At 51.7% G+C, this 23469-nt stretch carries 22 protein-coding genes and 1 riboswitch; of the genes, 8 read left to right on the top strand and 14 right to left on the bottom strand.

Going from position 1 to position 23469, the window contains the following annotated elements; all coding sequences use genetic code 11:
- Positions 1-116: 116 nt before the first annotated feature.
- The gene (locus tag EFBL_RS01125; RefSeq protein ID WP_096180306.1) at positions 117-1751 is read left to right on the top strand and encodes a PucR family transcriptional regulator; all 1635 of its coding nucleotides are present in this window, start codon (positions 117-119) and stop codon (positions 1749-1751) included.
- A gap of 37 nt (positions 1752-1788) precedes the next feature.
- Here the strand turns inward: EFBL_RS01125 and EFBL_RS01120 are convergent, their stop codons facing one another.
- From EFBL_RS01120 to EFBL_RS01100, 5 genes are all read right to left on the bottom strand, one after another.
- Complete coding sequence (locus EFBL_RS01120; RefSeq protein ID WP_096180305.1) at positions 1789-3279, bottom strand: NCS1 family nucleobase:cation symporter-1; 1491 nt, start codon at positions 3277-3279, stop codon at positions 1789-1791.
- A 99-nt stretch (positions 3280-3378) separates the two neighbouring features.
- Positions 3379-4269: a nitrilase-related carbon-nitrogen hydrolase gene (locus EFBL_RS01115; protein ID WP_096180304.1), complete on the bottom strand. Its 891-nt coding sequence runs from the start codon at positions 4267-4269 to the stop codon at positions 3379-3381.
- Positions 4270-4347: 78 nt separating this feature from the next.
- Positions 4348-5733 (bottom strand): dihydropyrimidinase, encoded by a 1386-nt coding sequence (gene hydA / locus EFBL_RS01110; RefSeq protein WP_096180303.1) that lies wholly within the window; start codon positions 5731-5733, stop codon positions 4348-4350.
- Positions 5734-5747: 14 nt separating this feature from the next.
- The gene (preA, locus tag EFBL_RS01105) at positions 5748-7013 is read right to left on the bottom strand and encodes an NAD-dependent dihydropyrimidine dehydrogenase subunit PreA (protein WP_096180302.1); all 1266 of its coding nucleotides are present in this window, start codon (positions 7011-7013) and stop codon (positions 5748-5750) included.
- A gap of 70 nt (positions 7014-7083) precedes the next feature.
- Positions 7084-8448, bottom strand: coding sequence for an NAD(P)-dependent oxidoreductase (locus EFBL_RS01100; RefSeq protein WP_096180301.1), 1365 nt, complete (start codon positions 8446-8448; stop codon positions 7084-7086).
- A 295-nt stretch (positions 8449-8743) separates the two neighbouring features.
- Here EFBL_RS01100 and EFBL_RS01095 point away from each other — a divergent pair, with 295 nt between their 5' ends.
- The 5 genes from EFBL_RS01095 to EFBL_RS01075 all read left to right on the top strand — a co-directional run bounded on the left by EFBL_RS01095 (position 8744) and on the right by EFBL_RS01075 (position 13311).
- Positions 8744-9040, top strand: coding sequence for an antibiotic biosynthesis monooxygenase family protein (locus tag EFBL_RS01095; RefSeq protein ID WP_096180300.1), 297 nt, complete (start codon positions 8744-8746; stop codon positions 9038-9040).
- A 679-nt stretch (positions 9041-9719) separates the two neighbouring features.
- Positions 9720-10268, top strand: coding sequence for a sigma-70 family RNA polymerase sigma factor (locus EFBL_RS01090; RefSeq protein WP_096180299.1), 549 nt, complete (start codon positions 9720-9722; stop codon positions 10266-10268).
- On the top strand, positions 10265-11437 hold the full coding sequence (locus EFBL_RS01085; RefSeq protein WP_096180298.1) for an anti-sigma factor family protein: 1173 nt from the start codon (positions 10265-10267) through the stop codon (positions 11435-11437). The genes EFBL_RS01090 and EFBL_RS01085 overlap by 4 nt, the downstream gene beginning before the upstream one ends.
- A gap of 61 nt (positions 11438-11498) precedes the next feature.
- Positions 11499-12464, top strand: coding sequence for an ABC transporter ATP-binding protein (locus EFBL_RS01080; protein ID WP_231705637.1), 966 nt, complete (start codon positions 11499-11501; stop codon positions 12462-12464).
- A complete protein-coding gene (locus EFBL_RS01075; protein ID WP_096180296.1) occupies positions 12436-13311 on the top strand; it encodes an ABC transporter permease in 876 nt (291 codons plus the stop codon). Before EFBL_RS01080 ends, EFBL_RS01075 begins: the two co-directional genes overlap by 29 nt.
- Before the next feature lie 13 nt (positions 13312-13324).
- On the opposite strand, the gene EFBL_RS01070 is transcribed toward EFBL_RS01075, so the two are convergent.
- The 3 genes from EFBL_RS01070 to EFBL_RS01060 are packed head-to-tail and all read right to left on the bottom strand — an operon-like array spanning position 13325 to position 14385.
- The gene (locus EFBL_RS01070) at positions 13325-13774 is read right to left on the bottom strand and encodes an SgcJ/EcaC family oxidoreductase (protein ID WP_096180295.1); all 450 of its coding nucleotides are present in this window, start codon (positions 13772-13774) and stop codon (positions 13325-13327) included.
- A 38-nt stretch (positions 13775-13812) separates the two neighbouring features.
- Positions 13813-14127, bottom strand: a complete 315-nt coding sequence (locus EFBL_RS01065; RefSeq protein WP_269432670.1) for an HAD family hydrolase — start codon at positions 14125-14127, stop codon at positions 13813-13815.
- 27 nt (positions 14128-14154) lie between these two features.
- A complete protein-coding gene (locus EFBL_RS01060) occupies positions 14155-14385 on the bottom strand; it encodes a hypothetical protein (protein WP_096180293.1) in 231 nt (76 codons plus the stop codon).
- A gap of 132 nt (positions 14386-14517) precedes the next feature.
- Here EFBL_RS01060 and EFBL_RS01055 point away from each other — a divergent pair, with 132 nt between their 5' ends.
- Both EFBL_RS01055 and EFBL_RS01050 read left to right on the top strand, forming a co-directional pair.
- Positions 14518-15798 carry an MFS transporter gene (locus EFBL_RS01055; RefSeq protein WP_096180292.1) on the top strand — a complete coding sequence of 427 codons (1281 nt, stop codon included), beginning with the start codon at positions 14518-14520 and terminating at the stop codon, positions 15796-15798.
- A gap of 83 nt (positions 15799-15881) precedes the next feature.
- Complete coding sequence (locus EFBL_RS01050; protein ID WP_096180291.1) at positions 15882-16259, top strand: antitoxin VbhA family protein; 378 nt, start codon at positions 15882-15884, stop codon at positions 16257-16259.
- Positions 16260-17493: 1234 nt separating this feature from the next.
- On the opposite strand, the gene EFBL_RS01045 is transcribed toward EFBL_RS01050, so the two are convergent.
- The 6 genes from EFBL_RS01045 to EFBL_RS01020 all read right to left on the bottom strand — a co-directional run bounded on the left by EFBL_RS01045 (position 17494) and on the right by EFBL_RS01020 (position 23467).
- Positions 17494-18024: a 1,2-dihydroxy-3-keto-5-methylthiopentene dioxygenase gene (locus EFBL_RS01045; RefSeq protein WP_096180290.1), complete on the bottom strand. Its 531-nt coding sequence runs from the start codon at positions 18022-18024 to the stop codon at positions 17494-17496.
- A gap of 58 nt (positions 18025-18082) precedes the next feature.
- Positions 18083-18763 (bottom strand): methylthioribulose 1-phosphate dehydratase, encoded by a 681-nt coding sequence (locus EFBL_RS01040; RefSeq protein WP_096180289.1) that lies wholly within the window; start codon positions 18761-18763, stop codon positions 18083-18085.
- Entirely contained in the window at positions 18760-19428 is a 669-nt protein-coding gene (locus tag EFBL_RS01035) for an MtnX-like HAD-IB family phosphatase (protein ID WP_424955036.1), read from the bottom strand. The genes EFBL_RS01040 and EFBL_RS01035 overlap by 4 nt, the downstream gene beginning before the upstream one ends.
- A 68-nt stretch (positions 19429-19496) precedes the next feature.
- Positions 19497-20723 (bottom strand): 2,3-diketo-5-methylthiopentyl-1-phosphate enolase, encoded by a 1227-nt coding sequence (locus EFBL_RS01030; protein WP_096180287.1) that lies wholly within the window; start codon positions 20721-20723, stop codon positions 19497-19499.
- A gap of 89 nt (positions 20724-20812) precedes the next feature.
- Positions 20813-20980: riboswitch (SAM riboswitch) on the bottom strand.
- Between the two features lie 101 nt (positions 20981-21081).
- Entirely contained in the window at positions 21082-22248 is a 1167-nt protein-coding gene (locus EFBL_RS01025) for a pyridoxal phosphate-dependent aminotransferase (RefSeq protein WP_096180286.1), read from the bottom strand.
- Between the two features lie 49 nt (positions 22249-22297).
- Positions 22298-23467: an FtsW/RodA/SpoVE family cell cycle protein gene (locus tag EFBL_RS01020; protein WP_096180285.1), complete on the bottom strand. Its 1170-nt coding sequence runs from the start codon at positions 23465-23467 to the stop codon at positions 22298-22300.
- Positions 23468-23469: the final 2 nt, after the last annotated feature.

Genomic DNA, 23469 nt, shown 5'->3' with positions numbered 1-23469 from the left:
ATCAATTTGTTTGGTAAGTTCATTTTACAGAAGATTGAAACACTGCTCACGAGACGACCTGTCACCTTTTTGCACCGAACCTTGTTACACATTGTCAAACGGGAAGGTGGATGTGCGTGAATAAGGAATTGAAACTGACAGTTGCCGATGTCCTGAAGCGTCCGCTGTTTCAGGATGCAGAGGTGATAGCGGGAAGCCGGGGTCTGTCAAGACCCATCCGCTGGGTCCACATTCTGGAAGCGGCAGAAAGCGGTTCTTTTCTGAACGGAGGGGAATTGATCCTTTCCACCGGTGTGGGCGTCGGGGAAAGCCGGGAGAAACGGATCGAATACCTGAATGAGCTGATCCGGCGGAAAGCTGTGGGGTTGTGTATCGAATTGGGGTCGTATATTCCGGAGATTCCGCCCGACATGCGTGAAATTGCGGACCATTACGAGTTCCCGTTACTTGTATTTCGCCGCCCCGTACGCTTCGTTGACATCACCCTGGATCTCCATGAAAACATCGTAAACCGGCATATCAAAGCGCTGCGCGAACTGGAAAACTACTCACGGGATCTGCAGCGGCTCACCCTGCAGTCGAACGGTCTGCCGCGGATTCTTGCCCACTTCCAGAGCGTCACTCAAACCCAGACTTTTTTCTTTCCCATTGATGGCTCCCCGGTGTTTGCTCCCTCGATGAACCAGACAATTGAGACTGAGCTGACCCATATCTTGCAGAAAACGCTGCTGCAAGACCCGGCGCCGCCAAACGCTTCCCTGCTGCCCATATCGGAGCGAAAACAAATCCTGTACCAACCGATAGCAGCCATGGGACATGTGCTGGCATACCTCGGGATTATCCTGTTCGAGAGGGAACCGGATGAATTTCTCCATTTGACGCTCGACTACACCTCCACTGCGGTCGCACAGCTCCTGCTGCGCAGAATGTTTGCGCAGGAACGGGCACTGGACAATCAGACCCAGTTGTTGGACGACATCCTGCAAGGGCGTGTGCACCGGGAGGAAGACATCCGCGTCTCACTCGGCATCAAGCCCGGCTCGACGCGGCCGCCGCAATTTGTGTGTTTCATTATGGAAGCAATCTCCGGCCCGATTCGACCTGATGCAGAAACAGACTCGCCATTCCACGATCTGCTTGTGGTGTTTCGGTCCATCCTGTCCCGGCACAAATTCCGCCCGCTCCTCCGGGGCAAGGGAAACCGTCTTTACGGTTTGTTGCTTGACACCGATCAAATGTCGGACAGGCGCTTGCAATGCGAGAAATCCCTGCGTGAGATTGAGCAAACCTGCAAACAGGCACTCGATTCCAACATCAAGATCCGGTTTGGCATCAGCCGGGCATCTTCGAGATATGCGGACGCACGGCTGCATTTTCAGGAGGCGGAACAGGTCTTGGCTTTCCCGTCTGCAGGCAGTCCCTTTTTCGAAGATCTGGGAATCTACCGGCTGCTGCTGCAAATCAAAGACGGGTATGCCCTGAACTCGTTTATCGACGATTATCTGGGGCCGCTCCTGCAGTATGATGCAGACCATGGCAGCCAACTGGTTCTGACCCTGCGGGTGTTCCTGGATCAGGGCTGTTCGAAGCAAGATACGGCAGACCGCCTGTACATCCGCAGGCAAACCCTCTACCACCGTCTGGACAAAATCAGCGAACTGCTGGGCGACACCTTCACATCGGCAGAACACCGGGTAAGCCTCGAACTGGCGCTCCGGGCCTATGAAATGCTGCAAGAGCCGTCAAAATAGGCGAGCCCCTCAATCGGACTCGCCTTGTTTGATGCCTTTAAGACGCCATGGAGGCCTGCGCTTCGGTTGAGGTGATTCGGTTATAGTGGGAAGCGTCAATCAGGCTGGCGTCACTTCGCATCAGCCAGGTGTAAGCGAACAGCGAAATCAGAAGGCCAATGGTCCAGGCGTTGTCCCAGACGAATGTCAGACCTGCCGCTTTGCAGCCAATGGGGATGGCAATCCCGATCAGCAGGGCCCATACGGCCGCTTTGTTAATTCCGCCGCTGTAACTGTAGCGGCCGTTTGGCCTATACAATTCAACCAGATCGATTCTCTGTTTTCGTACCATCCAGTAGTCGGCAATGGCAATCCCGTCAATCGGACCCAGCAAGGCCCCATAGCTCCCCAACCAGAGGAAAATGTAATTTCCGAAGTTTTCAAGCAGGTACCAGGGCTGCATCAAAAGTGCCGCAAGACCGGTGATAATGGCTCCCATGCCAAAGGTCAGTTTGCGCGGCCAGAGGTTTTCGATGGCCCGGGCGGGAGCGACCACATTGGCTGCCACATTCGTTGTGACAGTGGCCAGGATGATGCCAAGGGTTCCCAGGAAAATCACGAAGGGTGAAAATTTGGCCAAGATAGCGGCCGGGTCCCAGATGGCTTCCCCATACAAAACCACCGTAGCGGAGGCCACAGCCACACCGATGAAGGAGAAGAATCCCATGGTGGTGGGAAGCGATGTGGTCTGCCCGATGATTTGCGCCCGCTGGCTCTTGGCGTAGCGGCAGAAGTCAGGAATATTCAGAGCCAGGGTCGACCAGAAAGCGATAGCGCCGGTTAATGCCGGGAAGAAGACTTTCAGGAAATCGCCTGCCGACGTGAATTTGGAAGGCGCCGAAAGCATCGGCCCCCATCCGCCTGCCGAGCTCAATGCCCAGGCCAGCAAAGCCAGCGCCATAACCAGCAAAGTGGGGGCCGCCCAGAACTCCATCTTTTTGATCGCTTCCGGTCCCCGATAAGAGATCCACACGTTCAAAGCCCAGAAACCGATAAATGCGATCGCAAGGTGCCCGGGCACATTTTCCCAACCGGTCATGGCCACCAGCAGCGTGTCAACCGCTGCGCCGCCAAACCAGCAGTTGATGCCAAACCATCCGGCGGCCACAATGGCCCTTGCCATGGAGGGGATATGAGCCCCCTTTGAACCAAACCAGAGGCGAGCATAGACCGGATAGGGAATTCCATACTTGGTCCCGGCATGGGCATTTAATAGAATGGGGATAAGTACAATCAGGTTGCCGAGAACAATGGTTCCGATAGCCTGCCACCAATTCATGCCAAGGGAGATCAAGCCTGCAGCCAGGGAATAGGTGGGAAGACAGATGGCCATCCCGATCCACAAGCTGGCAAAATTATAGCCGGTCCAGTTATGCTCCTCTTTCGTTGTCGGACGCAGTCCCTCGTTATACAAGGGACTGTCCTTGATCTGATTCACCCCTTCCTGTGTTAAAGTGACAATCCCATTCTCTTCAAGCTGGGTCTTCATCCAAAGTTCCCCCTCCTTGGGCAGAGACTTTATTTATTGGAAAGGGAACGGGTGGAGTTCCGTTCCCTTTGCCTGCAAGAGTGTCAACGGGTTTCGCCGTCAGGGCAGAAGTTCCACCATGTCCCCATAAGTCTCCGGACGGCGGTCCCGGTAGAACTGCCACAAGTCACGCACTTCGTGAATCAGGTTTTTGTCCATCTCCGCAATCACCACTTCGTCTTTGTCCCGGCTTCCCATGGCGACAAACCGTCCGCGTGGGTCCACCAGATAAGACTGCCCGTAGAATTCGCCCATATTCCAAGGCTCTTCGACGCCCACCCTGTTAATGGCCGCCACATAATACCCGTTGGCCACCGCGTGGGCCGGCTGCTCCAGTTTCCAGAGATACTCGGACAAACCGGCAACAGTTGCCGAGGGGTTAAACACGATTTCCGCGCCGTTCAATCCCAGCAGGCGAGCTCCTTCCGGGAAGTGCCGGTCGTAGCAGATGTACACGCCAACCTTGGCAAATGCGGTGTCAAACACCGGATACCCCAGGTTGCCCGGTTTGAAGTAGAATTTCTCCCAGAAACCGCATCCTTCGTTGCCAACCCCTACATGGGGAATGTGCTGCTTTCTGTATTTGCCAAGGTACGTGCCATCCGCATCAATCACGGCAGCGGTGTTGTAGTAGGTGCCGATCCCAACTCGCTCATAGACGGGGACAATCATAACGGTTCCCAGTTCTTTGGCCACTTCCTGAAACAGTTGGATGGTCGGGCCGTTCGGCACCTCTTCCGCCGATTCGTACCACTTGGTGCTCTGTTCCGCGCAGAAGTAGGGGCCGTAGAAGATTTCCTGCAGGCAGATGATCTGCGCCCCTTTGGATGCCGCTTCCCGGACGAGGAGGAGATGTTTCTCAATTGCCTTTTCTTTATGAACCGCCACCGATTCGTCGCCGTGGACATCGTTGGATGCCTGAATCAGGCCGATTGTTACTTTGCTGGACATGGTTCTGCCTCCTTGCTTGATCTTGTTTGGCTTTGGGCCGTTTTATCAGGTCGCTGGACTGTTTGCTTTTATTTGTTTTTATGGCCGGGCAAATCGTGAACGTTTGATAAACTGGCCGAGACCGGGTTGGCCCACGAACTGTTTGTCCCGAATAACGTAGGCTCCCCGCTGCAGGACCGTTACGACTTCTCCATGGACCTGCATGCCTTCAAACGGGTTATAATCCACGTTCATGTGGTGGGTGGCAACGGACAGGGTTCTTGTGGCGCCGGGATCAAAGATCACAATGTCCGCATCCGATCCGACGGCAATTGTGCCCTTGCGGGGATACATGCCAAACAGTTTGGCGGCTTTGGTCGAGATCACGTCCACAAACTGGTTGAGACTGATCCGTCCGGCATGGACCCCCTCCGAATACACCACGGCAAAACGGTCTTCAATCAGCGGTCCGCCGTTGGGGATTTTCGTGAAGTCGCCCCTGCCCAGTTCTTTCTGGCCCTTGAAGTTGAAAGAACATTGGTCGGAACCTACCGTTTGCAGGATTCCGCTGCGCAGCGCGTTCCAAAGAACTTCTTGATTCCATTTCTCACGCAGGGGAGGTGACCAGACATATTTGGCCCCTTCAAAATCGGGCTTTTCCAGATATGAGACATCCAGTGTCAGATACTGGGGGCAGGTTTCCCCGTAGACCTGCCAGCCTTTTTCCCGTGCTTCCGCAATTCGTTTCACCGCATCGGCGCAGGATACGTGCACCACATACAGTTGGGAATCGGCCAGTGCCGTGAGGGCTGCCGCACGTCCGGTCGCCTCGCCTTCCGCTTCCGGCGGACGGGTCAGCGCATGATTGATGGGATCGGTGTTCCCATCGGCCAGCGCTTTCCTGGTCAAGTAGTCAATGACATCCCCGTTTTCGGCGTGAACCTGAACAAGAGCCCCCAATTGCCGGGCCCGGACCAATGTCTTGAACAGGGTCTCGTCGTCCGCCTGAAGCACATTTTTATAAGCCATAAAGACTTTCAGGGAAACGATCCCTTCTTCTGTCACCACATATTCCAGTTCCTCCAGGACCTGATCGTTGGCCTCGGCGATCATCAGGTGGAACCCGTAATCAATAACCGCTTTCCCCCTTGCTTTCTCATGCCAAATAGAGATGGCATCCCGCAGCGATTGGCCCTTGTTGGTCAGACAGAAGTCGATAATCGACGTGGTTCCCCCAAAAGCGGCCGCCCGTGTCCCTGATTCAAAATCGTCCGCCGTGATGGTTCCGCCAAAGGGCATATCCAGGTGGGTATGCGGATCCACTCCACCCGGGAACAGATAACAGCCCCCTGCGTCAATCACTTCTGCCTGGTCAGCTTCCAGATTGTTGCCAATGGCGACAACCTTCTCTCCCTCTATCAGCACTTCCGCCTGATAGGTGTCGGAGGCGGTAACGACCGTTCCTCCGCGTATGAGCTTGCGCATTCTGTCAACCTCCTTTATTTCACCAGTCCCAATGCCGCCTGCCGCTGGTTCCATGTCAGGGGCGGTTGGCCTGTCGGCACTTCCACCATCTCGACCGTGCCTTCCACGGGGCACACAATCATGCAGAGATTGCAGCCCACGCAGTCCTCTTCACGAACCACGAGCCGTTCCTTGCCTGTTGCTTCGTCCCGGATGATATCGATGCACTGGTGGGAAGCGTCCTCACATGCAATGTGGCATTTGTTGCAGTTGATGCAGGTTTCTTCATGGATGCGGGCCACGATCTTGTAATTCAGATTCAGATGGCCCCAATCGGAGTAGGAGGAGACCGATTTTCCGACGATGTCCGTCACCGACGCGATTCCTTTTTGGTCCAGATAATTGTTGAGCCCGTCAATCATGTCCTCTACAATTCGGAACCCGTGGTGCATGACTGCAGTGCAGACCTGAACGCCGGTTGCCCCCATCAGCAGAAACTCCACCGCATCCCGCCAGTTGGAGATTCCGCCGATGCCTGAGATGGGAATGCCAACCTGAGGGTCTCTGGCGCACTCTGCCACCATGTTGAGGGCAATCGGTTTGACTGCCGGGCCGCAATACCCGCCGTGGGCTCCTTTTCCGTCCACGTGCGGAACCGGAAGCCAGGTGTCAAGATCCACGCCCATCAAGCTGTTGATTGTATTGATCATGCTGACGGCATCCGCCCCGCCCTCACTGGCGGCTCTGGCAGTAAAGCGGATATCGGTAATGTTGGGTGTCAGCTTGACTATGACGGGTGTTTGAGCCACTTCCTTGACCCATTCCACCTGTTGCCGGACCAGATCAGGGTGTTGCCCCACTGCCGATCCCATGCCCCTTTCTGCCATCCCGTGGGGGCAGCCGAAATTGAGTTCCAAACCGTCTACCCCGATTGCTTCCACCTGTTTCACGATCTCATGCCAGGCTTCCCGTTTGTGTTCCACCATCAGGGAAGCGATTAACGCATGGTGGGGAAACCGTCTCTTCACTTCCGCCATTTCCTTCAAGTTCTCTTCCAGGGGGCGGTCGGTGATCAGTTCAATGTTGTTAAGCCCGAGTACCCGCTGCCCTCCGTAATGAAGTGCCGCAAACCTTGACGTCACGTTGATGATCGGCTCGCCAAGGGTTTTCCACACCGCGCCTCCCCATCCGGCTTCAAAGGCGCGCATCACTTGATAACCCGAGTTGGTCGGGGGGGCTGATGCAAGCCAAAAGGGATTGGGGGATTGAATGCCCGCCAGATTAATCCGCAAATCTGCCATGTTTCCGCCTCCTTGCCTTCCTTCCCCTGTCAGGGGGGAGTCTATCTGTCTGTTTGTTTCGCTCTGGTACCTATGCTGTTTGGGACTCCGTTTCGAAGCTCCGGTGAATTGCGTATGCCGCTTTCTTCCCCTGTTCGGCGGCATCCACCACCATGGCGTCCGTTTTCCCCCCGCCAAAGATGATGTCCCCTGCCGCATACACCTTGGGATGTGTGGTTCTGAATGAATTCTCTTCCAGAACGGGCACCCCGTTGCGGTGTTCAAGACCAAAGGCTTCGAGCAGCGGGATCTGCCGTTTCTGTCCGATCGCCTTGACTACATAATCCACTTCAACGGTGAACTCACTGCCTTCAATGGGGACCGGTTTTCTCCTCCCTTTTTCATCCGGTTCGCCAAGTGTCATGCGGATCAGTTCAAGACCGGCCACTTTCCCGTCTCGTCCCAGAATCCGTTTGGGGGCTGTCAGCCAGCGGAATTCCACTCCGTCCTGTTTGGCAAATTCAAATTCAAAGTCATAGGCGGTCATTTCTTTGCTCGTGCGGCGGTAGAAGATCTGAACCTGGGCGGCTCCCAGACGGACCGAGCAGGTGGCGGCGTCAATTGCTGTGTTTCCCGCCCCTATCACGGCTACTTTTTTGCCGATAAATTCGGTAGTCAACGGCTTGGTCTTGGTGTCTTCAACCAATGTGATTGCGTCATAAACTCCCTCCAAATCTTCCCCTTCAACGGCCAGATCCGGCACCGCCCCCATGCCGGCGGAAAGCAAGACGACATCGTACTCTGCAAGCAGTTCCTGCGGACTGATATCGACACCTACCCGGACGCCATATTTAAATTTCACGCCAAGCGACTCCACCTGCCGGACTTCCCACAGGGCAATGTCCTGCGGAAGCCGGAAGGATACGATTCCGTAGGTGTTCAGCCCCCCGGCCTTTTCTTTCGCTTCGTAGACGGTCACGTCATACCCCAATCTGCCCAGTTCCCTTGCGGCAGACAACCCCGCAGGTCCGCCCCCGGCAATCGCCGCTTTGCGGCCGTTCCGTTCACCGGGCTTGAAGAACACGGCATTGTTGCGAATCGCCCAATCGGTGGCATGACGCTGCAGCAGACCGATCAGGATCGGTTTGGAAGCGTCGTTTAACACACAAGCCCCTTCGCACAACTGAGAAGTGGGACACACACGGGCGCAGCTGGCCCCTACCGGGTTGGTTTCCATAATGATCCTGGCCGAGCCGTACAGGTTGCCCGTAGCAATCTTCTTGATAAAAGAAGGAATGTCAATCCCGGTGGGACATGCTTTAATACACGGTGCATCATAGCAGTACAGGCAGCGATTGGCTTCGTCAATGGCTTCTTTTGGCTTGAGCGGCGGCACCACTTCATCAAAGTTGGAAAACAGTTCCGCAGCGGAAACAAACGCTTCCCCAACAGCCATATAGGTTACCCCCTTTTTATGAAGTTGAATGGCAGGAACAAATGATAGAATGAACAGACTACTGGCAAAACGAGGCCATGAATGAGAGGATGGTGGCAGGATGTCCGAAGAGCACTGGATGCTTTATCTTATCTGAATATTTTTTAAAAAATACCTTGACGCCATGTCACTTCTTTGCCGAAATGCGTTTTACGTTTTGTCAAATAATATTGACAAGCTGCATCCCGTTTGAAACTGCATTGAGGCGGGCATTGGGCTATAATTAAACTTGACTAGAAAGATTGGAGGGCTCCCCATGTATGTTGTGTTTAACGTTTTGACCGTTCCGGCGGGCGGGAAGGAGAAAATGAACGAGATCTTCTCCAAAAGTGCCGACCATATGAAAACCGTGCCCGGCTGCCTGGAGTTTATGTACCTGAATTCCCCCGATGAAGACAAGCAAATTGTGTACACCAAATGGGACAGCAAAGAATCATTTGTCGCATGGACCCAAAGTGAGGCTTTCAAAAAGGCCCATGAAGAGCGACGGGAGAGAGGAATTACCGCACTCGGCTCCAAGATTGAGGTTTATGAAGTGGTTCACAGCAGTTGATTTAACGTACAATTGAAAGACCAAAGGAGCTCCCTACATCGCGCAGGTAGCTCCTTTCTCTTTGGGAACGTTAAGCTTCTACCACCAGCTTTCTAAAGAAAATAAAGCATCAATACCGCCCCTGTTACCATAAAGAATATTCTACACTGGAGGTACAGCCTCCTTTGCCTATCCTTTCTCCAAAAATAGCACTGTTTTTCAGTCTTATTTTTGTCAATTGACCGCCACCCCCAATAATAAGACTATATTTCAGCCCTATATCCTTTTTTTTGCATACACACCTCAATAATCCCGGAATAAGGCTGAAAATCAGTCCTATTATTGGGGTCAAAGCAAAAAATCAAAAATAAGACTGATAATCAGGCCAATTTTTGCTGGGCTCCAACAAGTGTTTTAACTTGTTGCTTGACGTCAGGCTTACCTTGTTTTTTGATCCTGGAAACCAAATCATATCTGCACGCGGCAAGCGCAAAGCAGAATTAAGAGCACTCTAGAGGCGAGGAAAGGGTGTTGAGCGGGGGATTCTTCCAGAGTTCTGTCTCTCGTCTTATGGTATTCTCAAGACAGATTCCAGATCCGAAAGGCTGAGTAGACATTAGTTGCCTGTCACAAAATCCAGATTGGCGGTTTCTATATATACGAAAAACGCAAGATACCCAATTCCGAAAGGAGGGTGGAGATGGAATTGCTCGCCTCGAGGATGGATCCCAGGGACGAATCAAAAGAAGACACTGCGGAGTTTTCGGTTTTGTTCAAGGCCCATTACTCTCAGGTAGTGAGACAGATTCTGTCCATCGTCCGGGAACAGGCCATTGCCGAAGAATTGGCGCAGGAAGTGTTTATCAAACTGTACTCGGTTGACCGCAGCGAAATTGAGAATCTGAGAGCCTGGTTGGCCAAGGTATCCATCCATGTGGCATTCAACTATCTTCGCTCCGAAAAACGAAGAGCGGCCCGCGATGATAGAGCCACTCAACGGGAAGGTTGTACATCTCCCTCAACGGAAGAGAGTTGGCTTCGAAGGGAAGAAATTGCGGCTGTTCGTGAGACCTTGGTCGATTTGGACGAACGGGATCGGTTGCTTCTGTTAATGAAGTACTCAGGCTACGACTACAAGGAACTGGCACAAGCTGCGGGAATCGAGAAAGGATCCGTAGGCACACTCCTGGCCCGGGCCAAGAAGAAATTCCGCGAACTCTATCAACACAGAAGGGGGAGTGAAACATGAAGTGCCAAGACCCCGGTTACATTCAGGCCTACATCGATGGGGAACTAAGCCGTGACGAGCGGAAACAATTTTCCCTTCATTTGCAGGATTGCCTTTCTTGCCGAATTCTTCTCGCTGAAGGCATTCGTCTTGAGAACTGGAGCGAGGAAGCTTTGAGTGGGAGTTTTCCAATCCAAGGAGATCACCCCAACATAGACGTGGAAGCTGCCTGGGCGAAGTTCCAACATCGAACCGGCAATCTGCAACCGGCAACAACCAACCAGCAATCTCAAAGGAGATGGCCGTTTATGAAGAATATCAATAAAAAATGGCTCACTGCCGCTGCGGCAGCCACATTTGTACTGGGATCCCTGTCCTTTTCCCAAGTGCGGGCCATGGCGGAAGATTTCTTGTCTGTCTTCCGGGTAGATAAGGTAGAGTTTGTAAAACTGACTGATTCCGACATGCGGGAAATCCATAATTGGCTAGGCAGTTTGGGGGAACCGGGCGTAAAAGAACTGAAAGGCATCGGCAAGATGTGGGTGGATGACCAGGGAGCCTCTCGGCATGCCCGAACTTTTGACAGCATGGCCGACGCAAAATCGGCCGGCTATTCCATTGCCCAGGCCCCCAAAGAGTTTGTGGCCAAGAGGATAACCGTATATCCCAGTTGGACTCTTCACGCCCAAATGGATACACAGAAGGCCAACCAATTGTTCAAGCAGCTCAATGTGGACGCGAAGTTTGACAACAGCCTGGACGGGAAAGAGTTCTCCCTGACGTTCCCGGAAAATATTCGGACAGAGTATGTCATCGGAAACCCGGCACCTGGCTCCGTATCCAGGTTTAGCTACCACGTATCCGATGCCCCTTATATAAAAGTGCCGGAAGGTACGGATCTGGAACAATTTCGCAGCACGTTCCTGAAGCTTCCCTTTATTCCGGACAATGTAAAGAAACAGTTGGCGGGAATCGAGGATTGGAAGCGGACTCTCCCACTGCCTTTTATGGAAAACCGGGCCAATATGAAGCAGATCAGCGTACAGGGCACCCAAGGTCTGTTGGTGAATGACCCGAGAATCAGTCTCCTGATCTGGCAGAAGGACGGAAAATTGTACCAAATCGAAACTCGTGACCCCGTCAGCAACAAAGGCGACGCCTTGATCAAGATTGCAAACGAAATAAAGTAAGATGTGGAGCGGTTCCCCCGGGGGGCCGCCTCCCTTTGCCATTTTTCAGGAGGGGCCAACTTTGTCAAACGAACACGTCATTCAAACCTGGAACCTTACGAAACAATACAATGGAAAAGCGGGCTGCAAAGATATCACCCTAACGGTGCCGCGTGGTGTGGTGTACGGCTTTCTGGGGCCAAACGGCGCGGGCAAAAGCACCTTCGTCCGCACCCTGTTGGGACTCTTGAAGCCTACTGGCGGCCAGGCGCAAATCTTGGGCATGCCTTTGGGAACCGTCGAAACCCGGGGAAAAATCGGCTATCTGCCAGAATTATTCCGCTACCCGGAATGGTTAACCGGACGGCAATTGTTACAGACTCACGCAGATCTTTGCAAGATCCCGCGCATCGAGCAAAAAACGCAGATCGATCAACTGATTGAACGGGTAGGCCTCACGAAAAGCGCGGATGACAAGATCAAAGGGTATTCCAAAGGAATGCAGCAAAGGATCGGATTGGCCGCTGCCCTTTTGTCCGACCCGGACCTGATTTTTCTGGATGAACCCACTTCCGCACTGGATCCCATTGGCCGGAAAGAAGTCCGTGAACTCATGTCCGAGCTTCGGGCACAGGGCAAGACCGTTTTTTTAAACAGCCATCTGCTCAGTGAAGTGGAAACAGTGTGCGACCATGTCGCCATCATTCACAGGAGTGAGCTGATTGTGCAAGGGGAATGGAGGAAACTCTCCCGTATTCAAAGCCAGGTGGAAATCAGCGGATATCAAATTGGTGCTGTGCTTGAAGGACAACAGTTTCCGATGATTCAGCATTGGGAACAAAGATCGACATCCGGAGAATACGAAGCGTGGCATGTCACACTGGACAAGGACGACAGCATTCCGGATCTGGTTCAGGCACTGTCTGCCGCTGGAGCACGGATTTATCAGGTGGTTCGCAAGGAACCCCATCTGGAAGATGTGTTTCTTTATTGGGTCAATCGAAAGGAGCAGGAGCGAAGTGTGGACGATCGCAAGGTTAGCCTTTAAGGAAATCCTCTATAAGAAAATCTTTCTCATCACCATCCTGATGTCCATTGCTTTCCTGGTCTTTTACGGAACGGCCACTCAATTTGCCGCCGGGAAGATGTTCGAGGGAGTGGGGAATCCCGGTATGAATGACCCCTATTTTCTCTTGCGAAAAAATATGCTCTCGACACAGCTGCTTGGGGTCGGTTTATACTTTGCCAGCTTTATTACAGGACTGCTCGCAATCCTCAGCAGTGTGGGAAGCATTGCGTCGGAGATTGAAAGCCGCCAGATCGATACCCTGCTCGCCCGTCCTTTACACCGTCGTTCCATTGTATTGGGGAAGTTTGTGGGTCTTGGGGGACTGTTGACCGTTTATGCCTGTGCCCTCTTTATAGGCATTATTCTGGTTAACCAACTGATGGGCGGCCCTTATATGAGTGTGGAGGTTACCCTCCAACAGGTTCTGAAAGCCATAAGCCTGTTTGCCCTGCAGCCGTTGCTTCTGGTGGGGGTTGCTTTATTGTTCAGCAGCATGATGACAACTATTAACGGCGGAATTATCTTGATTATCCTTTACGGGATCAGCTTTATCGGCGGATTCGTCGAGCAGATCGGGGTTCTCACGGAGAATGATTCCCTGGTGAATATCGGGATTGTTTCCAGCTTGATCTTCCCTCTGGATTCGCTCTTTCGGAAGATGACCATTTTTCTGTTCGACACGGCTGACGATCCCATTTCTTTTGCCTCCCAAGGGTTGTTCGGCAGCATCTCGGCCCCCAGCAGCTTCATGATTCTGTATACGATCCTGTATGGAGCGGCTGCCCTCTGGTTGGCCATCCGGAAATTTGAAGCGCGGGATGTTTAGTAAATCGACTTGCTCATTTAAGTAACTGTCTTAACTCTTCTGTCATTTGATCGACTAACTCAGGTCTTCCATGAAACTGGGCAGGGGTATTCTGAAAAAGTTGGATACGCCAATTTCCTTCGGTTTTAACGGCAACTAGTGTGTGATGTGTGTTGACTTTAGGATTGATGTCTGATTGTCCAGGAGGCACCATACCTGCTATCGCTCGTAAAATGGCTGCATCAGAACCCAGAAATCGCACGCTTTTAACTTTGCTTACAAATTTGGCAGTGGGATGGTGTTCAAAGATGGGATTGAGGTGCGAAAATATTTCATCCCGCCCAATCGACTGACTCCCATCAAAACCAATACTCTCGCCATCATCTGTGAACAATTCAGCCATTGCACGGGCATTGCGGTTGTTCCACCCATCTAACAGTTGTTGATAGAGTGCATGAACTTCATTCGTTACAGAAGATTTCATCATGATTTCCTCCTGAAAAGGTCTTATGTATTTCTTTGTTACAGTTCCAATTCATCGTAAAGTGCTTCACAGGGTACGATATCCGTTGCTAAATCATCGCCTACATAGATCATCTCGCACCAATGTGTTCCGGTCATTTCACATGCAATTTCAAACATTCTTGTATCAGGTTTAGAGAACCCTACATCTCCTGAGGCGACCACAACTTCAAAGTAATCCAAGACTCCCATTCGTTCAAGTTTCAACTTTTGCTGATTCAGATCTCCGTTCGTGATCACGCCGAGACGATGACCATTCAACTTTTGAAGACATGGAATAACATCCTCAAATGGTCTCCAATTTCCTCGAAGAATGAAGTTTTTTTCCTTTCCTCTCAGTCTCTACCACCAGGCTTTCTTTAGAAGATAGAGCATCCACGCCGCCCCAGTTGCCATAAGAATCCAGATAAGTCCCATTACCAGTTTATGCCTAAGATGTACCGACTTCATCCCCAAAATTTTATTTTGGCTCCCACCTTCCTCAGTACAACCGCAGGCAAACGAAACGTCTGCGATGTTTAAGGCAATTAAGAGTGCGATAACTCCAACCGGAACAAACAATACTTTCTTCACCGGTAAAACCTCCTTTGCTTATCAAGACTCTCTTCAATAGACAGAGGTTACACTGCCAAAAAAAAGTTCCCTTCCTACCCCCATCTGGTATAATCTCAATATTCACACTGTATGGGGAAGAAGGGATTGTCGATGGGAAAGCCTGCCCGTTTACACTATGGATGGATCGTTGTAATGGTCGCCTTTGTGGCCATGTTGGTTGCGGCAGGAATTCGTTCCACACCGGGTGTCCTGATGATTCCTCTGGAAGAAGAGTTTAAATGGGATCGGGCCACGATCTCGCTGGGCGTTGCCATCAACCTGGTGCTTTATGGTTTCAGCGGACCCTTCGTATCTGCTTTGATGGAACGGTACGGTGTTCGCAGGATGATGGTAATGGCCATGATCATGATTCTCGCGGGTACCGGTTTGACAATCTGGATGTTCTCCGCCTGGCAATTCCACCTGCTTTGGGGCGTTGTGGTGGGTCTCGGAAGCGGTTTCTTTCTAACGGTGCTTGGTGCCATTGTGGCCAGCCACTGGTTTGTAAAAAACCGGGGGCTTGTGTTGGGGCTCCTTACGGCGAGTGCTGCCACCGGACAGTTGGCCTTCTTGCCTTTACTTGCTTACATGATAGAGTCTTACAACTGGCGAACGGCGATCTGGATTCTTGTTGGGGCAGCCATGCTGGCCGTGCTTGTGATAGCCTTTTTGATGCGGGATACGCCTGAACAAATGGGGCTTCGGCCATTCGGGGCTACTCTGTCGGATCATGCCGAGCAGCAACCGAAACGGAATCCAATCGCTGCCGCTTTCCGCGGTCTGAAACTGGGGGTTCGTTCTTTTGATTTCTGGTTCCTGGCAGGCAGTTTCTTTATCTGCGGTCTCTCCACCAGCGGTTTGATCGGAACCCACCTGATTCCTGCCAGTGTGCACCATGGGATACCTGAGGTGACGGCAGCTGGATTGCTGGCGATGATGGGCATTTTCGATATTGCCGGTACCATGATCTCCGGTTGGCTTTCCGACAGGTGGAACAATCGCTGGTTGCTGTTCTGGTACTATGGACTTCGCGGTTTATCACTCATGTTTCTTCCCTCCGCACTGGGTTCCAACCATCTGTCGCTGATAGTCTTTGCTGTTTTCTACGGGTTGGACTGGGTGGCCACCGTTCCCCCGACCGTCCGGCTTACGGCTGACGTGTTTGGAAAACAGAATGCGGGAATCGTATACGGGTGGATCTTTGCAGCCCATCAGTTGGGGGCAGGGGTGGCCGCATTTGGCGGCGGATTGATGTTCACCCTATTTAAGGAATATGACCTGACCTTCATCCTGGCAGGCTTGTTCTGTTTGGCGGCCTCGATGATGGTTCTTCAGATCAATCGCAAGCGGAGGAAACAAGAGGAAGCCGCTGTCACGGCATACAATACGTGAAGGAATTCTCATTGCAATAACGAACTATTTGGAAAATGGCACTCAACATCGTGGTATAATGGTAACAAAGGGAGGTTCTGACCTTGAGGAAACATGCGAAAGTGGTTTTTAAACCATTAGTAAGCAACGATCCTAGTTGCAAAGAGTACTCACCCTATGGAAAATCTCTTGTTAATTACCTAAAAATCAACAGAAACTATGCGAATGCCCCAAGGGTTATTAGTGTTTCCAGAGGGAACTCTGAGTACTATATAGCTATCACACCCAGCAACAACAAAACCAAAAAATCAGATGCAAGCATTCAAAAGGCACTTCAATACGCGAAAACCACATTGGCGATTGAGGGGCAATTTTTGTCCGAAGAGGCAGAAAAAATTATTAAACAGAACTTGCGTGGGGAAATTTCCCAACGTGAGTTTACCGAACTGGCCCTGAAATTGGCTGAATCGGAAGCGCGATAATCATGTTTGTACAGTCGAAATACTGTTATCCGGGAACGGAAGTGCTTATAAACAAAAAAGGCAACAGAAGTATCATGATAACGGTACTCATAGATTGGCACTACTGACACAATTAAAGATGTGATAGGTTTTGGCTGCGACCGAACTGCATAACCCCGCAATCTGCCCGATCAGCTTTTTTTGCATAATGCTTCCCCCTCCCCCTATAACGGTTTGATGCGACTGCTGAATCTGTGATGCTGTACCGGAAATGAAGGAATCGCCTACCCCCTATATCTTTCAAAGCACGCCACCACGATAAAAGACGCCTCTTTGATTGAGGCGTCTTTTGCCGAAAGAGTGGGAAGATACACCCGTTGGGCTGTGGTGTTCCCTCTTTCTTACTGAGATTATATGAAAAAATGCTCCATCAAGCTCTCCGCTTTTGAGGATTTTTGCAACCAATCAATTAAAAAATAGACTAATTGCTAATGTCATTTGTCCGTTACCGTACTCTACTGTCATGAATTAACTGTAATTGAGAAAAAGGAAGGGGGGTGCCGATAGTGTACGGAGTATTCGGTGGCTTCACTCGTTGGGCAGTCGTGTTCTTGATTATTTTCGTATTATTCATCCTGCTCATTCCCGGCACCTACTAATTCGCTAGTGACAAAAAAGGGACCGGAGAACGCCGGTCCTTGCTTTTTTATGTCCGCACGAAGTTTATCAAAGTGTCGGGTTCTCGACAGGTTCCTTCATCTTATCAGGCAGCCAGATTGCGATTGCCCAACAAATATAAGGCTTAAATACCAGAATAACTGCCGTTTCATTGGTTATTTTATCCGCGTACCTTAAATCATGAGTCAGGAGAGGGGGAATATGATGTACGGCGCATTCGGTGGGTTCACGCGTTGGGCAGTTGTCTTTCTTATCATCTTCGTATTGTTCATCTTGCTGGTCCCGTATGGTTATTGCGGTGCGGGAACTGGTGGGGGATACTAATTCAAAGGAGGATTTCGAATGGACGGTTGTTTCGGTGGATTTACCCGATGGGCAGTCGTATTCTTAATTATCTTCGTGCTATTCCTATTACTTGTACCAGGGTATACGACAGTTTGCAGAACAGTTCCAACTTGTTAATGTAATTATCGCTGCCGCTCCAACAAGTGTTTAACTTGTTGCTTGAATTCTGGCTTACCGTGTTTCGGATATGCCCCTCAGCGATGAGGGGCTTTCCGATCACCAACCAACCGCCTCAATACCCCGGCTGGTCGTAAATGGCAGCCCACCCCTCAGTCGAGGTGAAGATCCGGATTGCCTTAACCTTCCGGTCTTCCATCAATGTAAACCAGTGGCGGGTGCCGTTGGGAACGGAGATCAGGTCGCCCGCTTCCAGTTCCACATCGAAGTAAACGCCGTCTTTCGGTCCTTTGATGGCGAAGATGCCGTGGCCGTCCACGATGAAGCGGACTTCGTCCTCGCTGTGGTGGTGCTCTTTCCTGAACATATCAAGCAGCTGTTCCAGGTTGGGAGTCTTGTCGGACAGCACCACGATGTCGGACGTCTTGTATCCCCTCTTTTCAGAGAGAGCGTCAATTTCCGATTTAAACAAGTCAATAATCTGCTGCTTCTGTTCATCGGTTAACGCATACTCTTCTTTCAAGTTTCCTTGCAGTCTGGAAATGTCCCAGCGCTCGTAGATCACTCCCTGTTTTTCCAGGTATTTCGCCACTTCCCCGGCATCACTGATTCTCTCATTGGTTTCATGAAATCGGATCTGTGCCATTTATTGTCTCCTCCTCCAAGGGGTTTCAACTAGTAAGTCATTCTAACGGATTACCGAATTAAACTGCTGCAGCAATAAAAGGCGCCTGCTGCGGAACTAAGCCGCTCCTGGCAATCGACAGCCACATAAATTGATAGTGGAACATAAACTCCAGGGCTTCCACATGGCGTTTCGCTTCAAAGGGTGTTTTGCCCCAAGCATAAATTCCGTGTTTACGGATCAGTACACCCGGTACCCGTGGATCAAGCCGTCGCCCGATTTCGTCCGCCAGTTTGGGAATGTCCGCATAGTTTTCAATGACAGGAATCTCAATTGTTGCGCCTTCTTCCCAGATATCCAGGCCCTTGATCAGTTCCATGTGGGAGAGCGTGACCCTGCCCTCGGCAAAGTAAATCTCTGACAGCAAGTTGTTGTAAACAGTGTGCACATGAAGCACCGAGCCTGCATCCGTCTCCTGATAAATCCGGGAGTGAATGATAGTCTCCGCAGACGGGCGCAGCCTGGTCGGTTCAATCGGCTTGCAATCTTTATCAACCGCCAGAATGTCTTCCAGCTGCAGCTGTTCCTTGTCCTTGCCGCTGGCGGTTACGCCAAAGACCAACGGATCGCTGCTCAGCTTGATGGACAGATTCCCGGCCGTGGCTGGCAGCCAACCTTTTTGCGTAAAGTTGTCGGCAATCTCCTTTAACTCTTTGGCAATGCGAATCCGGTCTTCCTGATAAAAAGTGTACAGGCTCATACGGACACCTCCTCCATAGCGCGACCCGGCACATCCGGTGCCTTGTCGCGGCTTGTGCTCTTTGATTGCTTTTGCAATCGTTCAATGCTTTCCAACACATCATAAAAATCTTGAAACGGCTCATGCGTCAGCCCCTCGGCCCTGCACTTCTCCAGCAACAGAGAGCGGGCAATCACGATGTCGGCCAGTCGTGCCGCTTTCAAATCGGTAATGCTGTCCCCAATGACAACTCTGGTATATTGATCCGCCGGGTAATCCCTAAGAATGGAAGGTTTGCACAACCCGCATCCCCCGTCGCACTGATCATCACAGTCGTGAGGCCACAAAACCTGGATGGTCTCGCCCGAAAAATCGGACCCGTTGCAGTAGATTCTCTCAACTTGTGTATAAGGAGTCAGGATCGGTTCGACAAAAAAGTCGATGCCGCCGCTTGTCACCAGAAACGGAATACCGTTGGCCTTGCAATAGGCAACAAACTCGGCAAACCCGTTCCGGATTTTCACAGTATCTTTGGCATATTGGACAAGTTCTTCTCGCCTGACAGACGGTATTAGGGAAAAGAGCTTTCCGACACCTTCCTGAACCGAAATGCGTTGGGACAGTATGTCATCCTTGATCGCTTCCCAGCCATCCGGTCCGAAACGCTCCATAAGGGAGATGATCATGTCCCGTTCGGTAATCGTCCCGTCAAAGTCACAAAAGATTACGATCGACTTGCTGTCGTTTGCCAAACTCATTTCCCTCCCCATAATTCAAGTGCTTTGGCCAGTTCCGGACTCTTTGCCGCAGCTTCCTGCAGGCCTTCCCCCTTCACAACCGCGTCAATCGCCGCAGCAAACGCTCTGCCTCCGGCTGCGGAACCACCCGGATGCCCGTGAATCCCGCCGCCCGCATTGATCACCTGGTCGTTCCCCAAGTCTTCATAAAGACGGGGTACCAGTCCCGGATGAATGCCTGCCGAAGGCACGGGGAAAACCCTCTTGAGCAAGCCCGATTCCTTCCGCAACTCCGCTGCAATCGCCAGAGTCTCTTCTCTCTCAAGTGCCACCGACCCGTATGCAGACGGATACAGAACCAGGTCCGCGCCTGCCACCCGCATGATTTTTCCAAGAATGATGGGGGCACTGATCCCGTATTGCGGTGACGGATAAATCGCTCCTGCCAGTGCCGGGTGTGCCATGATCGGAATGTTGATTTCCGGGTCTGCTGCCAGTCGGTGCAGCACATCATAACCGTATGCCAGGACGTTGAGCAGCAACGCATTGGCCCCGGCCCGTACCGCACGCTTGGCTTTCTCGACAATCTCTGTTACAGGTCCTGCCAAGTTGGCCGCATAAAGCACTTTTTTGCCCGTTTCTGTCTCCGCCCGCCCGGCTGCCTTGATACAGGCCTCAATTCGCTTCTCAAACGGCGCATACGTATCGTCAAAGAATATCTCATCGTCCTTTACCAGATCCACGCCGCCAAGTGCCTGCTGGTAGAACAGCTCCGCCAGCGTCTCGCTGTCGTATCCGATGCAGGATTTGAAGATGGACATCAACAGCGGCCGGTCATAGACCCCCAGGCTTTGTCTGACCCCGTCGATTCCGAATTTGGGCCCGGGAAAGCGCTTCGTGTAGGAGTCCGGCAAGTCAAGATCCACCAGCTTGATGGCACCGTCCATGGACAGTTTGCCAAAAACAGATGTCAGAAGAGCCGGAATATCCGGCGTAAAGTTCAACGTTGGATATGCAATCTTTAACAGCGCTTTCCCATTGCGTTCCTCATCTCTGCCCAGTTCTTCAACCGCCACCACATGCCCCAGGTGTTTCTTCATCTGTTCCTGGCGCTCGGCAGGCAGATCCGTCCAGGAGCCGACTGTCAGACCTACTGCAATGCCCTGTGCTTTTTTATGAAAATCTCCACTTCCGTGTACGAGATAGGTTGCTACTACGTAATCTTGCTGGTTCAAATCCCCCATGTGTTTACCCCTTTCACCAACACCGCCAAGCAAAATCAAAAACGCCCCTTTTCCGAAGAAAAGAGGCGTATATCAAATCAATCCCTCGCCTCTCATCTCTCAGAATTGCAACATTCTGCAGGAGTTAGCACCATTGATCCGCATGAAGGGAAGATGTTTCTTTCTCGGTGATACGGGTTCCATTGGAACCCCGCACTTTTGCGAATCCGGTTGCCGGGCGTCATCGGGCCAGTCCCTCAGCCTGCTCTGGATAAGAGTCTAACTAATTATGCAATTGGAAAATTTGTAAACTTAGAGAAATAATACGATAGGCAGGAGGAGGTGTCAATAATTTTTTTGACAATTTTTTGAGAGACAACTACAGCCCAATCCGCCCCAGCCGCTCGACCGCTTCCCGCAGCCGGTCCTCCGGTGCCAATAACCCGACTCGCACATAGCCCTCGCCGCTTTTTCCAAAGCCGATCCCGGGCGCCATCACCACATGGGCCTTGTCCAGCACATAGTCGGCAAACTCCACCGATCCCATACCATTGGGGATCGGAACCCAGGTGAAGAAAGAGCCTTTCGGAGCGGGGCAATCCCATCCCAAATCCCGCAAGCCGTCTACGAGCACATCCCTTCGGCTTTCATAAACGGCCACCAATTCCCGCACGCAGTCCTGCGAGGAGCGCAGTGCCGTAATGGAAGCCCGTTGAATGGCCGCAAACAGACTTACGTAAAAATGGTCCTGGACCAGATTGATCAAAGAGATTACATCACGGTTCCCCAGTGCAAAGCCGACCCGCCAACCGGCCATGTTGTAAGTCTTTGACATGGTGTAAAACTCAACGCCCACCTCTTTCGCTCCCGGGATCTGCAAGAATGAAACCGGCTTCTCACCGTCAAAACCGATTGCGCCATACGCAAAATCATGGGCGACCACAATCCCGTGCCGTGCGGCAAAGTCCACCGTGTCCCGGAAAAATTGCTCATTCGCAGTCGCAGCCGTTGGGTTGTTCGGGTAATTCAGGAACATCAGCTTCGCGCGCCGCAGCACATTTTCCGGAATGATTGAGTAGTCCGGCAAAAAGCGGTTCTCCCGCAGAAGCGGCATCATCACCATCTCCCCGCCGCTCATGGCCACTCCCGACCAATAATCAGGATAGCCGGGATCCGGTACCAGGCACACATCCCCTTTGTTGAGCAAGCACTGGCTGATCTCCACCAGTCCGACTTTTCCCCCGAAAAGAATGGCGACTTCGGAAGCGGGATCAAGATCCACATCAAACTCCCTCTTGTACCAGTCGGCAATCGCCTCCTTCAATTCCGGCAGCCCGGAAAAAGGAGAATACCGGTGGGTCACAGGGTCAAGCACCGCTTCCCGCATGGACTCCACAATGTGAGAGGGGGTCGGCAGGTCGGGATTTCCCTGCCCCAAATTGATCACGTCATACCCTTCTGCTATATACGCATTGGCTTTTCGAACCAGCGCCGAGAAAAATTGCTCGGGCAGCCGCCGGAGCCGATCTGCCGGTTGCACAATCATCTGTCACTGCCACCTTTCCGCGAACAAAAAATCTGCACAAAACATAAAGTTAAAACCTCAACTTTCGCCTTCGGATCGCAATCGATTGGACAATTCCCATGATAATGAAGTTGGTCAGCAGCGACGTGCCTCCGTAAGAAACAAAGGGAAGCGTGATCCCTGCGGCAGGCATCACCGCCAGATTCATTCCGATGTTCTCAAATATCTGAAACCCGAACATCCCGATGGCACCCGCAATAAAATAGGTTCCGAACGGGTCGGAGGTAGTGGTCGCTATCTTTACCATTCTCTGCAGCATAATGAAAAACAGAATGATCAAAATCGAGGTTCCGATGAATCCAAAGTCTTCCCCGATCGCCGAAAAGATCATGTCCGTTTGCTGCTCGGGGACAAATGCCCCTTGTGTCTGGGACCCCTGCAGCAGCCCTTTGCCGGGCAGCCCACCGTTCCCGATGGCAATAATCGCCTGTTGGACCTGATATCCCCAGTCCTTGGCCAGGGCCGGGTCAATCACCACAACAAACCGGGCTTTCTGGTAAGGCTTTAACGGAAGCATTTCAACAAACTTCAAATAGTATTGGGGAAACGCATAAATAGCGACAAAGTACAACGTGACTAACAAACCGGCCAAACTGCCGAATATCAACAATGGCTTGCGATTCAGCACCACAAACATAATCGCGCAGAACAACCCAACCATCACAAGTCCTTGCCCAAGGTCTGGCTCAAGCATGATCAGGAACAAAGGCCCCCCCCAGATGGCGGCTACACGTATGAAGTGATGCAGCGTAAACTCTTCTTCTTTTTCCTTGATCTTGGCCAAATAGGCCGCCATCCCCATGATGGCAAACAGTTTTCCCAACTCGGACGGCTGCAGTTGAAAGCCCGGCAGCGGAATCCAGCTTCTTTGCCCGTTGATCTCGGGCATGAACAAGACGACAACCAGCAGCACCATGGTTATACCATAGCCGATCGTAAGGATTCTTGTATTGGTGAAGGTCCGGTAATCGGTCAATACCAAGCCGAAAAAAACGGAGAAGCCCAGCATCTGCCAAATAATCTGTTTTTGGTAGTAGGTCTCGAGGCCGGCGCGCGTAACGGTTGAAGAATAAACCCCCAGAAAACTGATGATTGATATGGCAATCAAAACAAGAAGCAGTACAAGGTCAAAATCCTTTGCATGCCGCTTCAGCCAGTCGAAACTGACCAACCTTTCCACCC

The sequence above is a fragment of the Effusibacillus lacus genome, assembly GCF_002335525.1.
GTDB lineage: Bacteria > Bacillota > Bacilli > Tumebacillales > Effusibacillaceae > Effusibacillus > Effusibacillus lacus.
The sequence above is the reverse complement of the archived record's forward strand: the minus strand, read 5'-3'. Positions and strand labels throughout refer to the sequence as shown.